Below are 15,841 nucleotides of genomic sequence, written 5' to 3'. Positions count from 1 at the left end.
GCCGTTTCTGACGGCAGCCGGATGTCAGCCGGGGGGTGCACGCGAGTCACCCCCCGGTTTTCGAGCGTGCGCTGGCGTTAACCATTCCGCGCGTTGTGCGCCGTGGGATTCTGCCCGCAAATCACGATTTCCTGCGGCCGAATCCGGAAATGTGATCGGTTTTTCCCAGAAAAGCCTTGAAGCCACGGCACAATCGACCAAACTTTAAGACCATGAGGCCAAGATCGCCGGGCCCTTCGGCATCGCAGCAAAAAGGAGCATGAGGTAACCATGCCTTCATTCTCGACCACTCTTGAGCAGGCCATTCACAGCGCCCTCGCGCTCGCCAATGCCCGCCGCCACGAATTCGCAACGCTGGAGCATCTGCTTCTGGCGCTGATCGACGAGCCCGACGCCGCCCGCGTGATGCAGGCCTGCTCGGTCGATCTCGAAGAGCTGCGCCAGACGCTGGTGGAGTTCATCGATGACGACCTATCCAACCTCGTCACCGATATCGAAGGCTCCGAGGCCGTGCCCACCGCCGCCTTCCAGCGCGTGATTCAACGCGCGGCCATCCACGTGCAAAGCTCCGGCCGCACCGAGGTGACCGGCGCCAACGTGCTGGTGGCGATCTTCGCCGAGCGCGAATCGAACGCCGCCTATTTCCTGCAGGAACAGGACATGACCCGCTATGACGCGGTCAATTTCATCGCCCATGGCGTGGCCAAGGACCCCGCCTTTGGCGAAGCGCGCCCCGTGCAAGGTGCTGATATCGAAGAAGAAGCCCAGAACGCTGCCGAGGGCGAAGGCAAGGATTCGGCGCTGGCGAAGTACTGCGTCGACCTCAACGCTAAGTCTCGGAAGGGCGATGTCGATCCGCTGATCGGTCGCGCCCACGAGGTCGAGCGTTGCATCCAGGTGCTGTGCCGCCGGCGCAAGAACAACCCGCTTCTGGTCGGTGATCCCGGTGTCGGCAAAACCGCCATCGCCGAAGGTCTCGCCCACAAGATCGTCAATGGCGAAGTGCCCGAGGTTCTCGCCAACACCACGATCTATTCGCTCGACATGGGGGCACTTCTGGCCGGCACCCGCTACCGCGGCGATTTCGAGGAACGGCTCAAGGCCGTCGTGCAGGAGCTCGAAGAGCATCCCGATGCGGTGCTTTTCATCGACGAGATTCATACCGTGATCGGCGCCGGCGCCACCTCGGGCGGCGCGATGGACGCCTCGAACCTGCTCAAGCCCGCCCTGCAGGGCGGCAAGCTGCGCTGCATGGGCTCGACCACCTACAAAGAGTTTCGCCAGCATTTCGAGAAGGACCGCGCGCTGTCCCGCCGGTTCCAGAAGATCGACGTGAACGAACCCTCGGTCGATGACACGGTGAAGATCCTCAAGGGCCTCAAACCCTATTTCGAGGAGCATCACGGCGTGAAATACACCGCTGACGCGATCAAGACCGCGGTGGAGCTTTCTGCGCGCTACATCAATGACCGCAAGCTGCCGGACAAGGCGATCGACGTCATCGACGAAGCCGGCGCGGCCCAGCATCTGCTGGCCGCCTCGAAGCGGCGCAAGTCGATCGGCGTCAAGGACATCGAGGCCATCGTCGCCAAGATCGCCCGGATCCCGCCGAAAAGCGTCTCCAAGGACGACAGCGCCGTGCTCAAGGATCTCGAGAAGTCGCTCAAGCGCGTGGTTTTCGGCCAGGACGTGGCGATCGAAACCCTCGCCTCGGCGATCAAGCTGGCCCGCGCCGGTCTGCGCGAACCGGAGAAACCCATCGGCAACTACCTCTTCGCCGGTCCCACCGGGGTGGGCAAGACCGAGGTCGCCAAGCAACTGGCCGATATCCTCGGGGTGGAACTGCTGCGCTTCGACATGTCGGAATACATGGAGAAACACGCGGTCTCGCGCCTGATTGGCGCGCCGCCGGGCTATGTCGGCTTCGATCAGGGTGGCCTGCTCACCGATGGCGTCGATCAGCACCCGCATTGCGTGCTGCTGCTTGACGAGATCGAAAAGGCCCACCCGGATGTCTATAACATCCTGCTGCAGGTGATGGACCATGGCGAGCTGACCGATCACAACGGCCGCACGGTGAACTTCCGCAACGTGATCCTGATCATGACGTCGAACGCCGGCGCCGCCGAGCAGGCCAAGGCCGCGATCGGCTTCGGCCGCGACCGGCGCGAGGGCGAGGACACCGCCGCGATCGAGCGCACGTTCACGCCGGAATTCCGCAACCGCCTTGATGCCGTGGTGTCCTTTGCACCGCTGCCCAAGGAAGTCATCCTGCAGGTGGTCGAAAAATTCGTGCTCCAGCTCGAGGTTCAGCTCCTCGACCGTGGCGTCACGATCGAGCTCACCCGGCCCGCCGCCGAGTGGCTGGCCGACAAGGGTTACGACGACAAGATGGGCGCCCGTCCGCTGGGCCGCGTAATCCAGGAACACATCAAGAAACCCCTCGCCGAGGAATTGCTCTTTGGCAAACTGTCCAAGGGCGGTGTCGTCAAGGTCGGCGTCAAGGATGGCGAACTGGATCTGCGTATCGAAGGCCCCGGCAAACCCCGCCTCAAGGGCGACAAGCCGCGGCTTCTGACGGCGGATTAAGCCCGCTCTCCGATGCGCCCCCAGTTTTCAAAACACTCCCGCGCGGCAGGGCACCCCGCCGCGCGGGTGGCGTTTGGGCTTGCCCTTTGGGTTGCCAGCGTTGCCGCCCCGGTGGTCCGGGCCGATGCACCAAGGCTGGCCCTGCCGATCGACTGTGACCTGGGCCAAACCTGTTACATCCAGAATTTCGTCGATGCCGATCCCGGTCCCGGCTATGCCGATTTCACCTGCAACAAGCTATCCTATGATGGGCACAAGGGGACCGATTTCGCTCTGCCCTCCCGCGCCGACATGGCGCGCGGGGTTCGCGTGCACGCCGCGGCCCCGGGCCGCGTGGTCGGTCTGCGCGACGGCATGGCGGATGGCGCCTTTCTCGCCGATCCCGGTTCGGTCGATGGGCGCGAATGCGGCAACGGCGTTGCCATTGACCACGGCGATGGCTGGCGCACGCAATATTGCCATATGCGCTTCGGTAGCATCGCCGTCAGCCAGGGCCAGCAGGTCGATACCGGGGATGTTCTGGGCCTAGTGGGCCTCTCGGGGAAAACCGAATTCCCCCATCTGCACCTTTCGGTCCGGCACAATGGCGCGGTCGTCGATCCGTTCAAACCCGACGGAGCGGCGCGCTGCGGCACAGTACCCGAAAACACCCTCTGGCAGTCACCGCCGGACTATGTTCCCGGCGGCGTCCTTGCCGTCGGCTTTGCCGATCATGTGCCAGACTATGATGCGATCAAGGCAGGTACCGCCGCAGCGGCCGGTTTGCCCGGTGATGCCCCGGCGCTGGTGGTCTGGGGGCTGGGCTTTGGCGGCCGCGCAGGTGATGCTGTGCAGATCGACATCACCGGCCCCGACGGTTTCCATCATCGCCATCTCCACGACCTGTCCAAACCGACCGCGCTCTACTTCCGCGCCTCGGGCAAGAAACGCAGCACCTCGGCCTGGCCGCCGGGCTCCTACCACGGCACGGTCACGCTCCAGCGCGACAACCAAACCCTCAGCCAGGCCAGCACGACGATCGAGATCGGCAACTGATCTGCGGCTCTTTCTTGGTGAAAATACTCGAATGTCCACCGCTCTGCTCAGCGCGGGCCGGGCCGTTGGCGCCGTCACCAAAGACGCCCGAGGGCGCCGGGGCGGGTGGGCGGGCGGCGCTCTCGGGCGTCTTTCATACCGTCAGTGTGAAAAACATCCGCCGGAACGGGAAAAGAACCGTGCCGTCGTCGCGCCTCGGATAGGCCGTCTCCATCACCTCTTCATAGCGCCGGACCAGTTCGGCCTGTTCATCCGGCTCCAGCGCCGCCAGGATCGGGCGGGCAAAGGTGCTCTCGGTAAAGCGCCGCACCGGGTGGCCGCTTTTGTCGGCTCCCAGCACCTGGTAATACTCGGTCTCCCACAGGGAAAATTCGCCAACTTCCGCCAGCATGTGATGATAGCGCGGCGCCTTCATCACGCCCGGGCCCGTCGACATGTCCACACGCCCCGGGAACAGCTCGTCAGCCAGGCTCACCCAGACACGGTGCGAGGGCGCGTTGTTCTGATGCGGCATCTGCACAGCCAGGGTTCCTCCCGGCGCCAGCATGCCGGCCAGCCTCGGGAACAGCGCCTCGTGCCCGGCCAGCCAGTGAAGCGCAGCATTGGAATAGATCAACCCGGCCCGGTCCTCCGACCAATCGGCAATGTCGCTCTCATCCAACGCGTGATAGGCGCCCGTCTCCCGCGCCTTTGCCAGCATCGCCGGGCTGGCATCCACACCGACGATCCGATGCCCCGGGTAACGCTCCCTCAGGCTCTGGCCCATCGCGCCATTGCCACAGCCCAGGTCGATCACGTCACCGCCGCCCACCGAGCGGACGGCCAGCATCAGGTCAAGCGCGGGGCGCAAACGCAAACCCCGGAACCTGGCATAGGCTCCGGGATTCCAGTCTTTCTGAACGGATACCGCCGCCATCAGGTCGGCTCGGGCTCCATGCCGCCCTCGCCGCCCTTGGGCTTGCTGCGCGGCTTGGTCTTCGGGATCGCGGTGACAGAGGGCGCGCTGCCGGTATCGGGCTTGTCGTCCTCGTCATCTTCCTTGTGCGGCGGCTCGCCCCGGATCACCCGCTCGATTTCCTCGCCGGTCAGGGTCTCGTACTCCAGCAGACCCTGCGCCAAGCGCTCCCAGTCTTCCTGGCGTTCGGTCAGGATACGATGCGCTTCCGAGTAGCCCTCGTCGATGATGCGCTTGACCTCTTCCTCAATCAGCTCCTTGGTATGCGCCGAGATCGAAAAGCCACCGGCCCCGTTGCCGCGGAAGGCTTCGGCCGCTTCCTGGTAGTCGATATTGCCCACCTTGTCGGACATGCCCCAGCGCATCACCATCGCGCGCGCCAGCCCCGAAGCCTGCATGATATCGCCCGACGGCCCGTTCGAGACCGCGTTGTCACCATATTTGATGATCTCGGCGGCCTTGCCGGCCATGGTCATGGCGATCTTCTGCTCCAGCTCGTCCTTGAAATAGTTCAGCTGGTCCATTTCCGGCAGGCTCATCACCATGCCCAGGGCCTGACCGCGCGGAATGATCGTAGCCTTGTAGACCGGATCGCATTTGGGCAGCGTCAGGCCGACGATGGCATGGCCCGCCTCGTGATAGGCGGTCATTTCCTTCTGCGCCGGTGTCATGACCATGCTGCGGCGCTCGGCGCCCATCATGATCTTGTCCTTGGCCATCTCGAAATCTTCCATCGCCACGAAACGCCTGCCCACGCGGGCCGCCATCAGCGCCGCCTCGTTCACCAGGTTGGCCAGGTCCGCGCCCGAAAACCCGGGCGTGCCGCGCGCGATAATGCGCAGATCGACATCCGGGCCCAGCGGCGTCTTGCGCGCATGAACGCTCAGGATCTTCTCGCGGCCCTTGATATCGGGGTTCGGTACCGTCACCTGGCGGTCGAAGCGTCCCGGTCGCAGCAGCGCAGGGTCCAGCACGTCCTTGCGGTTCGTCGCGGCGATGATGATCACGCCTTCATTGGCCTCGAACCCGTCCATTTCCACCAGAAGCTGGTTCAGCGTCTGTTCGCGTTCGTCATTGCCGCCGCCATAGCCCGCACCACGGTGCCGGCCCACGGCGTCGATCTCGTCGATGAACACAATGCAAGGCGCGTTCTTCTTGGCCTGTTCGAACATGTCGCGGACACGGCTGGCGCCGACACCAACAAACATCTCGACGAAGTCCGAGCCCGAGATGGTGAAGAAGGGCACGCCCGCCTCGCCCGCGATGGCGCGCGCCAGCAGCGTCTTACCGGTACCCGGAGGGCCCACGAGCAGCGCGCCCTTGGGAATCTTGCCGCCAAGGCGGCTAAACTTCTGCGGGTTGCGCAGGAATTCGACGATCTCTTCCAGCTCTTCCTTGGCTTCGTCGATGCCGGCGACGTCGTCAAAGGTCACCCGGCCATGCTTCTCGGTCAGAAGCTTGGCGCGGCTCTTGCCAAATCCCATCGCTCCGCCGCCGCGGCCGCCCTGCATGCGGTTCATGAAATAGATCCACACACCGATCAGCAGCAGGAACGGCAGCAGGCTCAGGATAAAGGTCTGGAAGCCCGATTGCTCCTGGCTTTCGGCCTTGATCGGGATGTTGTTGTCGATCAGCAGGTTGGTGATCTCGGCGTCTTCGGGCTTGATGGCAACATAGTCCTTGCCGTCACTGCCCCGGAACCGCACCTGTTCCCCGTCAAGCGTGACCGAGCTGACCCGGTCTTCGCCCACGGCTGCGACGAACTCGGAATAGCTGATCTCGCGGCTCTGAAGCGTGTTGCCGCCACCGCTGAACAGGTTGAACAGCGCCAGGATCAGCAGAAAAAGCACGACCCAGAAGGCGATATTTCTCGCGTTGCCCAAGGATACTCTCCTTCGAATTCTTTTGGCGCGGCGCCCGGCGCGCGCCCACCCGTCTAAAATAGAGATCGGACCGGCATCTTCAATGCGCTATTTCGCTTGTGGCAGCATTCCGGCAAAGAAACTTTCCGATCCCCCCAGAAGCTCGGCCCGCCAAAGCGGGTTGAAACCGGCAAGTGGGGCCGCGACCAGCTCGTCTTTCCGCCAGATCGCCGGTGAGGATTTCAGGGATGCGGCCGGCAAGCCGCTTGCGCGCCACTCGGGGCAGGCGCGCAGGCCAGCCTCACCCAGCGCGGCCAGTTCGGCGCCCTCCTCGACCGGGCCGATCACCCGCCAGCGCCCGTCCCAGATGGCGTGCTGCGGCAGCCGGATACCCCGCAGCGCCAACGCTTCGCGGCAAATCCGGATCTGCGTTTCTTCAACGACCACCAGGCAACCGCCCAGCGTCTGGCCCTGTCCGCGCTTCAACGCCCCGATCAGCTGCGCCAGCTTTGCCTGCCGCGGCGGATAAGGCGCGCGCCCCACCCACAGCAACGCGCGCTTCAGGATGCGGCGGGCGATCTCGTCATTCAACGCGCGCCAGCCCTTGCGGTCGATCACGACGTCGCCGCGGTCGATGCGCACCACCTCTTTCGCCGACAGAAACGCGTGCCAGTCCAGCGCATCGCGCGCCTTGGCCATGTTGGCGGCCACACCGGCAAGCGTCGCGGCATCGATTCCCAGCTCCGACAGCACGGCCAGCGTATCGCGCGCCTTGATCCGGTCAAAGCTGCGATCCTCGTTCGACGGGTCCTCGATCCAGCGCTGGCCGATCGCGCGCAGGTAGTCCCGCAAATCCGCACGTCCAGCCCGCAACAGCGGACGCTGGAACCACATGCCGTGCTGCCACTTGCGTGCCGGCATCGCGGCCAGCCCATCCACGCCGGCCATGCGCGCCAGCTGCAATAACACCGTCTCGGCCTGGTCGTCGCGGGTATGGGCGACCGCGACCGCCGCCAGCTCCTCGCGGACGGCCCAATCGGCCAACAACCGATAACGCGCCTGCCGGGCGGCATCCTGCAGGTTTCCATCGCCCTGCCAGCCCTGCCATGTCAGCGTTTCGTGTGCGAGGCCCAGTTGCTGTGCCACCTGCGCCACGAATTCCGCCTCGTCTGCCGCTTCCTTGCGCAGCCCGTGATTGACGGTCGCTACCTTCAACACGACGCCGGTCTTTTTCGCCCAGGCCGCCAAAAGATGCATCAGGGCCACCGAATCACCCCCACCGGAGACGGCAACACCTAGCCGCGCCGGCGGATCGGGCGCAAACGCGCCCTCGATCAGGGCTTCAAGTTCCGCGGTTGTGGCGCTCACGAACAGCCAAGGCGCGCCATCTCATCGCGCGCCTTCGTTGCCGCCTCACCCCCCGGGAACCGCACGCCCACCTCTTCAAGCGTCACGCAGGCCTCGTTGGTCTGGCCCAGACGGCCCAGCCCGCGGCCCAGTTCATAGAGCGCCTCGGGGGCATTGCTGCCATTGGGATCCGAGCTGAACGCTTCCAGATAGGACCGCGCCGCGCCGGTCAGATCGCCCGCGGCTTCAAGCGCGCGGCCACGCCCCAGATGCGCAGGCACGGCCATGGGGCTGCCGGGGTATGTCTCGTTGAAGCGGGCAAAGGCCTGCGCCGCCTCGGCATGGCGGCCTTCGTTAAGCGCGGTCTGTGCCGCGTCGAAATCGGCGCGCTCGCCCATCGCCAGTTCGGGGCCCGCCGGCGCAGTCCCGTCCTGCTGGGCCGATGGCACCGGCGCGACGGGCGTCTCGGGCTTGGCCGCTTCGCCGCCCAGCGTCGTTGTTTCCTTCAGCTGGCTGACATCGCCACCTTCCAGTTCGACCAGCCGGAATTCCAGATCAGCAATCCGGTTGGTCCCGTCCGTCACGATGGCATCGACACGAAACTGCAACTGCTCGGTCTTGGCGGTGAGGCGCTGCAACTCGGCCTCGATCGCGTTGATTCGATCAAGCGCCGAACCGCCCTGCGTCGCGTTGCCCGTCGCCCCCGTGGTCGACAGCTCACGCTTGAGCTTCTGGATCTCGACATGCAGCACCGTCAGTTCCTGACGGATATCGGCCAACGTCTCTTCGCGCTCCTGTGCCGCCACCGGCAGCACAAGCACGACACTCAGAACAGCACCCAGAAACCAGCGCATCGGATCCTCCGCTTAACCGCTCAGACCGCTGGAAAGCAAGGTCACCGCCCGGCGGTTCTTGGCATAGCAGGCTTCCTCGCTGCAGATTTCGATCGGACGCTCCTTGCCATAGCTCACGGTCTTCATCCGCGTGCCGGCCAGGCCCCGTGACAACAGGTATTCACGCACCGCATTCGCGCGGCGCGCGCCCAGGGCAAGGTTGTATTCGCGCGTGCCCTGCTCGTCGGCGTGGCCCTCGATCACGACGTTGTAGTCCGTATTCGTGGTCAGCCAGCTCGCCTGCCCATCCAGCGTGCGCTTGGCATCTTCGTTCAGCGTGTGCTGATCGACGGCGAACAGCACCCTGTCACCGATTGTCTGCTGGAAATAGAGCGGCGACAGCGGATCGCTCGCCGTGCCTGCGATGGCCGACGAAGTGTTCACCCCGCTGCCCGCGCCCGCCGCCGGATCGTTGTCGAAACGGCCTGCATTCGTGCAGGCGGCCAGGCTCAGCCCCGCCACCAGCATCATGGATTTTGCCAGATAGGTCATGTTACGCGCCTCATATGCGTTTTTCTGCTGTTGCATCTTCTAGCACAGGCAAACGCCCGTGTGAATCTCGTCCGGTGCGCCCCGGGCGATGCGCGGGGCGCTGCCGATGTTCATTTCTGCAGCGGGCTCCAGGACGGGTCTGATGCACCGCCCGGGGTGCGCACCTTCTTCAGGTTCCGCCCGGTGATATCCACCGTGTAAAGGCTCGCCTGCCCCTGCGCCCCCTGCGTTTCGCGGGTGAACATGATCACCCGGCCATTGGGCGACCATGTCGGCCCCTCCTCCAGGAACGACGCCGTCAACAGGCGCTCGGCGCTGCCATCGGTTTTCATCACGCCGATGTGAAACCGTCCCTTGGACTGCTTGGTAAACGCGATCAGGTCGCCACGCGGGCTCCAGACCGGCGTGCCGTAATTGCCCGTGCCCTGGCTGATCCTGCGCGCCTCGCCGCCGCCGGCCGACATGACATAAAGCTGCCGCGAGCCCGACCGGTCGCTTTCGAACACGATTTGGCTGCCATCGGGCGAATAGCTGGGCGCGGTTTCGATCGAGGGCGCATTGGTCAACCGCGACTGTCCGCCGCTGGCGATATCCATCACGTAGAGATCCGTGTTGCCGCCCGCCTCAAGCGAAAACACGACGCGCTGGCCGTCCGGGCTGAACCGCGGGGCAAAACTCATCGTGCCTTCCTGGCTTTGCAGCACGCGGCGGCCGACATTCGCGACATCCAGCACATAGATACGCGGGAAACCGGTCTCGAAGCCGGTATAAAGCACCCGGTCGCCCGTAGGCGAAAAGCGCGGCGCCAGCACGATGGACGAACTGTCGGTCAGGTACTGCACGTTGGCGCCATCGTAATCCATGATCGCCAGCCGCTTCTTGCGCTCGTTCTTCGGCCCTGTCTCGCTGACGAACACCACCCGGCTGTCGAAATAGCCGGCCTCGCCCGTGATGCGGGAATAGACCTCGTCGGCCACCTTGTGCGCCATCCTCCGCCAACCGGCGGTGGTACCCGCGAACTGCAGCCCGTTGCCCAGTTCCTGGCCCGCGAACACGTCCCAGACACGGAATTTCACCGTCACGCTATCGCCGTTCACCGCCACCGCCCCGGTGATCAGCGCCTGCGCATTGATCGCCTTCCAGTCGGGGAATTGAACCGGGCTCGCGAAACTCGTGATCTGGCTGATATAAGCCTCTTTGCCAACCTCACGGAACAGCCCGGTGCCGGTCAGGTCATCGGCCACCACCCGCGCGATCTGCATCGCCATCTCCGAGGCCGCGCCGTTCTCGGGCACGAAATCCGGCACCGCATACGGCAAGGGTTCCATCACGCCATCCGTGATCTCGATCCGAAGCGGTCCGTTCTGCGCCTGCGCGGGCAACCCCAAAACACACAACACCAACAGGAAGGTTCCGAGCAGTCTCATCATCATCTGAGCCTCATTTTCTCCGGATTGAACGTCATTTCGATTTCGCGCCATGCTTCGTACTTGTCCTCGGGCAGGTTAAACCCTCCCCGTCCGCAGGCAATCACCGCCGTGCGCGCATTGCGGAAGGCCACGGCCTGCGCCGCCCCGTCCCCGCCCTCGGCACCGACGAGTTTGGGTGTCCCCGCCAACGTACCGTCACGGTTCAGTTCCACCGATACCACAACTGTCACCTGCGCGGCAGGGGCGCCGGGATCTACGGCCCAGCAATCCGACACCGCCACGATCAGCGCATCGCGCTCGCCCTGGCTCAACTGCGGCGCGGTCGATTGCGCCTCGGTTTCGCCGCCGCCTTGCTGCGCGGCCTGCAGCGCCGCGTTGACCGCATCCGAGGTGCTGCTTCCGCTCTCGGCGGTCTCGGTCGGCGGTTGGGTTCGCTGCGGCCGTGTTTTCGGGCGGACCGAGCGTGTCGGCGCCGCCGTCACCTCGTCTGCCGCTTCCGGCGTGATCTCGGTCACGGTTTCCTCGGGCGCCGTCGCCTCTTCTTCGGGACGCGCCTCTTCGGCTGGCGCGTCCGATGTTTCCTCGCGCACCACGTTGTCCGGCGCGGCCTCGGGCTCGGGCGGCTGGGCCACCGGTGTCGGTGCCACGCGCTCCACCGGTCGTGCCTGCGGCCGGGGCGAGGTCTGCGGCACCAGCGCGGCGACATCTTCCTCGGTCGGCGGCGCGATTTCGGGCGGACGGTCCTCCACCTCGGTCGGCGTCGGCGGCGCGGGCTCGACAGGTGCCGGGGTGTCGTCCTGCGGGGGAATTTCGGCTACCTCGGGCTCCACCTGGTCCGGCGCGCTTTCCGGCGCGGCTTCGATCTGCGGCGCGGGCGGCGTATCGGGTTCGGGGGCCTGTGGCATCGCCACGTCCGTCACCGTCTCGGGCGCCCGTTGCGCGGCCATCATCGCCTCGAACTCCTCGCCCGAGATCACCGCCACATCCGTCACCTCGAAGGGCAGGGGTTCGGACTGGAACTGCCCCCCGAAGAGCAGCCAGCCGATGAGGCCGATATGCCCCATCCCCGATATGACCTGGCCGGCATTCATGGATGAACCTGTCAGTTCCCCGAATCCAGATCCGGGCCGCCGGTATCCGTCACCAGCCCGATATTGGAAAATCCGCCACGGTTCAGCGCGCCCATCACCTGCACCACCTGTTCATAAGGCACCGCGCCATCGGCGCGCAGGAACACCCGGTCGCTCTCGCGCTCGGCCGCAATCGCGCGCAGCTTTCCGATCAACTCGTCGCGCGCCACTTCGGTACGCTGCAGCAGCACCGTGCCCTCGGCGGTGATCGTCACGGTCAGCGGCTCCTCGGCCTCGGTCGGCAACGCGTTGGCCGCCGTCTTGGGCAGTTCCACAGGTACGCCCACCGTCATCAGCGGCGCCGCCACCATGAAGATAATCAACAGCACCAGCATCACGTCGACGAATGGCGTGACGTTGATCTCGCTCATCGGCACCGCGCGCCCACCACGGCGGCGGCGGCGTGATCCACCGCCTGCCCCGCTCGATTTGATTACACCCGCGCCCATGGCTCAGGCGTCCAGCTGGCGGCTGAGAATGGTCGAGAACTCGTCGGCGAACGCCTCGTAGCCGGCGATGATCCGATCACTGTCAGCGCTCAGCTTGTTGTAGAAGATCACCGCCGGGATGGCCGCCAGCAGGCCCAGACCCGTGGCCAGAAGCGCCTCGGCAATCCCCGGCGCCACGACGGCCAGGTTGGTGTTCTGCTGCTGCGCGATCTCGATGAACGAGTTCATGATCCCGATCACCGTGCCGAAGAGTCCCACGAACGGCGCGGTCGAGCCCACGGTGGCGAGCACCGGTAACCCGCGCTGCAGCCCCTCGGCCTCCTTGGCGATCGACACGTCCATGCTGCGGTCGATGCGCGCCTGCGCCCCGGCGATGAACTTGCCATCCGCCCGGTGCGACCGCCGCCATTCGATCATGCCGGCGGCGAATATCTTTTCCGAATGTCCGCCCGGATCCGCGCCGATCTGCTCGAACAGCTGGTCCAGCGGCTCGCCCGACCAGAAGGCCCGGTCGAACGCCGATGCCTCGCGCCGCGCCTTGCGATAGTCGATGAGTTTCTGAACGATGATCGCCCACGACCAGAACGAAGCGACGATCAACATGATCATCACCAGTTTCACAGTGATCGTGGCGCGCGCGAATAGGGCCCACAGGGAGAAATCAATCTCCTGCGCCAGGGCAAGGGTTTCTGCTTCCATCTGCCTGCTCGTTGTTTCGGCCGTCTTTGGCGGCCCTTATTGCAGCCGAAACTATCTTATTTCCAAGGGGAAAGCCATGGGCTTTGCATCATTCCGCCCAAGCGCCACCCCGCCCGGCGAAAACCCGCCGCTCAGGCGGCCGGTTCGTCCCAGTGCGGCAGGCGCACGGGCTTGCCATCCAGCGTCATGCAGATCACCGTCACCATCGCGCGGAACAGCACCTGATCGCCGCGCTTGACCTCCTGGCCCATGACCATGCGCACCGGCTTGCGGCTTTCCACCCAGGTCTCGACCACCAGCTCGTCATCCAGGCGCGCCGGCGCCAGGTAATCGGCCTCCACGCGACGAACGGCAAACACGATCCCGTCCTCGTCCTTCATCCTGTTCTGGTCCAGCCCGACCTCGCGCACCCACTCACTGCGCCCGCGCTCTATGTATCTGAGGTAATTGGCATAATAGACGATACCGGCCATGTCGGTATCTTCGTAGTAAACCCGGATCGGCAGCTTGTAGATCATCGCAACTCCCCTCGCCACGCCGCCAACCCTAGGCCGCGGCCCGCGATGCTTCAAGCATGATCCCCTGCTTCATCTGACCATAAATACCTCGGGGGTGCGGGGGCAGCGCCCCCACCTCGCCCGCCCGATCCCGGCCCGCCGTTTTCGGCGCGGGGCGGGTGGGTGGGCGCGCCGGAAAGGGGGGCGCTCTCGGGTCTGCCTCAGGCGAAATCGACAAATCTTGCGAAAGGCATTTCCCGCAGGCGCTGCCCCGTCGCGGCAAAAATCGCGTTGGCCAGCGCCGGTGCGGCCGGGGGTACCGGCGGTTCGCCGATGCCACGGATCTTTTCCCCGGTTTCCAGCCCGCGAACGAAGATGTCGGGGCACCGGTCCATCCGCATCGCCTCGAACAGGTCATAGTTCTCCTGTTCCACCCGGCCATCGGCAATCGTGATCTCGCCCAGCATGGCATGGCCCAGGCCGAAGACCACGCCGCCCTTGACCAACCCGTCGAAATTCACCGGATCGACAATGCGGCCGACATCCGCCGCCACCCAGACCTTATCGATGCGAAGACCATCTCCGGTCATCCGCACCTCGACCACCTGCGCGCAGGGCACCCCGAACGAGGCCACCATCGCCACGCCCCGGCCCACGCCCTCGGCCGGGCGCGGCCCGGACCAGTCCGACATCTCGCCAACCGCCTCCAGCACCTTGCGCGTGGGCTCATGGAAACAAAGCCGCAGCCGTTCTTCCAAAGGGTCCGCGCCGGCCTCATGGATCAACTCATCCAGGAACCCCTCGTGGAAAAACCCGTTGACCGAGGCCCCGACCGACCGCCAGGAACTGACCGGCGCCAGCTTCGGCGCGCGGTATCCCGTCACGCGGTAATCCGGGATCGCATAGGGCTGGTCCCAGGCGCCCTGCACGATGGTCGAATCCGGCCCCGGAAAGCCCAACCCCTGCCGTTCCGCAAACTGGCTGTCGGCGATCGACGGGGCTGCGACGTGATAGTCCATCGCCGCCACCTGGCCAGCCTTTGCCGCACCCTTCATCCGCCCCAGCGCGGCGGGCCGCAGGAAATCATGCAGCATGTCCTCTTCGCGCGAATAGGTCAGCTTGACCGGCGTGCCTTTCAGCTGCGCCGCAACCTCGGCCGCGCGCCGGACAACGTCATCTTCCAACCGATGGCCGAAACTGCCGCCCATCATCAGCACGTGCACATGCACGTCCTCGGCGTCGACGCCGCAGATTTCGGCCACATGCGCTTGGGCAAAACGCGGCACCTGCGTGCCGGTCCACACGTCCACGCGACCCTCCTGCACCCAGACGGTCGCATTCACCGGTTCCAGCGGCGCATGCGCGAGGTAAGGCGCGCGGTATTCCGCCTCGATCCCGCCCTGCACCGCCTCGGCGGCGGCGCCGTCATCGCGCTGGCGGCTGTCATGGTCGCCCGTCTCGATCGCTTGCGCCAGGGCTGTCCAATGCTCCTCCTGCTCGGGCGGAAACAGCGCCGGCCCCCAGTCGCACGATACGGCCTCCGCCCCCCGGAACGCGCGCCAGGTATTGTCGGCGATCACCGCCACACCACCGGTGATCTGCAAAACGTCGCTCACCCCGCGCAGCTTAAGCGCCTCGGCCGCGTCGAAGGCGATCAGGTCACCGCCCTGCCGCGGATTGAGCTTCACCGCCGCATGCACCATGCCCGGCAGATCCACGTCGATGCCATATTCCTGTGTGCCGGTGGATTTCGCCACGATATCAATACGCTGCATCGGCTTGCCGATGTAACGCCACTCATCGGGCCCGCGCAGCCGGACCTTGGTCACCGGCGCGATGCCCGCGGCCACCGGCGCCAGCTCCTCATAGGTCATCTCCTGCCCATCTGGCAGAATGACCCGGCCATTTTCCGTCTTGATCGCCGTGGTGTTGATCCCCGAAAGCTGGCTCGCCGCGGCCTTCAGCGTCTCGCGTGCCACGGCGCCGGCAACACGCAGCTTTTCCCAGCCGTCCGGCACCGTGGTTGAGCCGCCGGTGATCTGCATGCCGATGAACTTCATCGGCGCATCCATCACGCCCCGCATCGTTTCGGCCAAAAAGCCATCATCGTAAAACGCGAACGGCACCGCCTCGCTGCTCAGCGCGGTGTTGTAATAGGCCGGGCTGGGCGGGCCGGGGTCCACGTTGATCGCCGCCAGGTCCACGTCCAGTTCCTCCGCGATCAGCGCCGCCTGCGCGTGATAAGCGCCCTGCCCCTTGTCGCCCCTGGGCGTGATCAGCGTCACGCCGTCGGCGTTGATCAGGACATAGGGCGTCAGCGCCGCCTCACCCTCGCCCAGGCCATGCAGCAGCGGGTTCGCCGCCGGCCGCTTGTACATGTAATAGCCAAAGGCCACGCCCCCCAGCACCGCCGCCGAGCCGATCAGGAACGTGCGTCGCGCGATTGTTCCAACCTTGCCCATG

The 15,841-nt window shown here is 65.4% G+C and carries 13 protein-coding genes; 2 read left to right on the top strand and 11 right to left on the bottom strand.

Going from position 1 to position 15,841, the window contains the following annotated elements:
- The first annotated feature begins 270 nt into the window (after positions 1-270).
- Both clpA and E0501_RS02790 read left to right on the top strand, forming a co-directional pair.
- The gene (gene clpA, locus E0501_RS02795) at positions 271-2,589 is read left to right on the top strand and encodes an ATP-dependent Clp protease ATP-binding subunit ClpA (protein ID WP_137699820.1); all 2,319 of its coding nucleotides are present in this window, start codon (positions 271-273) and stop codon (positions 2,587-2,589) included.
- A 111-nt stretch (positions 2,590-2,700) separates the two neighbouring features.
- Positions 2,701-3,624, top strand: coding sequence for a M23 family metallopeptidase (locus E0501_RS02790; RefSeq protein WP_235857732.1), 924 nt, complete (start codon positions 2,701-2,703; stop codon positions 3,622-3,624).
- A gap of 133 nt (positions 3,625-3,757) precedes the next feature.
- Here E0501_RS02790 and E0501_RS02785 read toward each other — a convergent pair whose 3' ends face one another.
- The 11 genes from E0501_RS02785 to E0501_RS02735 form a co-directional block, all read right to left on the bottom strand.
- A complete protein-coding gene (locus E0501_RS02785; RefSeq protein ID WP_137699818.1) occupies positions 3,758-4,540 on the bottom strand; it encodes a methyltransferase domain-containing protein in 783 nt (260 codons plus the stop codon).
- A complete protein-coding gene (ftsH, locus tag E0501_RS02780) occupies positions 4,540-6,462 on the bottom strand; it encodes an ATP-dependent zinc metalloprotease FtsH (RefSeq protein WP_137699817.1) in 1,923 nt (640 codons plus the stop codon). Before ftsH ends, E0501_RS02785 begins: the two co-directional genes overlap by 1 nt.
- Before the next feature lie 87 nt (positions 6,463-6,549).
- Entirely contained in the window at positions 6,550-7,809 is a 1,260-nt protein-coding gene (gene tilS, locus E0501_RS02775) for a tRNA lysidine(34) synthetase TilS (protein WP_235857731.1), read from the bottom strand.
- On the bottom strand, positions 7,806-8,642 hold the full coding sequence (gene ybgF / locus E0501_RS02770) for a tol-pal system protein YbgF (protein ID WP_137699816.1): 837 nt from the start codon (positions 8,640-8,642) through the stop codon (positions 7,806-7,808). The genes tilS and ybgF overlap by 4 nt, the downstream gene beginning before the upstream one ends.
- Before the next feature lie 12 nt (positions 8,643-8,654).
- The gene (pal, locus tag E0501_RS02765) at positions 8,655-9,173 is read right to left on the bottom strand and encodes a peptidoglycan-associated lipoprotein Pal (protein WP_137699815.1); all 519 of its coding nucleotides are present in this window, start codon (positions 9,171-9,173) and stop codon (positions 8,655-8,657) included.
- Positions 9,174-9,283: 110 nt separating this feature from the next.
- A complete protein-coding gene (gene tolB, locus E0501_RS02760; protein ID WP_137700824.1) occupies positions 9,284-10,603 on the bottom strand; it encodes a Tol-Pal system beta propeller repeat protein TolB in 1,320 nt (439 codons plus the stop codon).
- Positions 10,603-11,694, bottom strand: a complete 1,092-nt coding sequence (locus E0501_RS02755) for a ribonuclease E domain-containing protein (protein ID WP_137699814.1) — start codon at positions 11,692-11,694, stop codon at positions 10,603-10,605. Before E0501_RS02755 ends, tolB begins: the two co-directional genes overlap by 1 nt.
- Positions 11,695-11,705: 11 nt before the next feature.
- Positions 11,706-12,182, bottom strand: a complete 477-nt coding sequence (gene tolR, locus E0501_RS02750) for a protein TolR (RefSeq protein ID WP_137699813.1) — start codon at positions 12,180-12,182, stop codon at positions 11,706-11,708.
- A gap of 3 nt (positions 12,183-12,185) precedes the next feature.
- Positions 12,186-12,881, bottom strand: coding sequence for a protein TolQ (gene tolQ, locus E0501_RS02745; RefSeq protein ID WP_137699812.1), 696 nt, complete (start codon positions 12,879-12,881; stop codon positions 12,186-12,188).
- 131 nt (positions 12,882-13,012) lie between these two features.
- On the bottom strand, positions 13,013-13,399 hold the full coding sequence (gene ybgC, locus E0501_RS02740) for a tol-pal system-associated acyl-CoA thioesterase (protein WP_137699811.1): 387 nt from the start codon (positions 13,397-13,399) through the stop codon (positions 13,013-13,015).
- A gap of 200 nt (positions 13,400-13,599) precedes the next feature.
- On the bottom strand, positions 13,600-15,840 hold the full coding sequence (locus E0501_RS02735; RefSeq protein WP_137699810.1) for a xanthine dehydrogenase family protein molybdopterin-binding subunit: 2,241 nt from the start codon (positions 15,838-15,840) through the stop codon (positions 13,600-13,602).
- Between the last annotated feature and the right edge of the window lies 1 nt (position 15,841).

Origin of the sequence: Marimonas lutisalis (assembly GCF_005434965.1) — a bacterium.
Taxonomy (GTDB): Bacteria; Pseudomonadota; Alphaproteobacteria; order Rhodobacterales; family Rhodobacteraceae; genus Marimonas_A; species Marimonas_A lutisalis.
The sequence above is the reverse complement of the archived record's forward strand: the minus strand, read 5'-3'. Positions and strand labels throughout refer to the sequence as shown.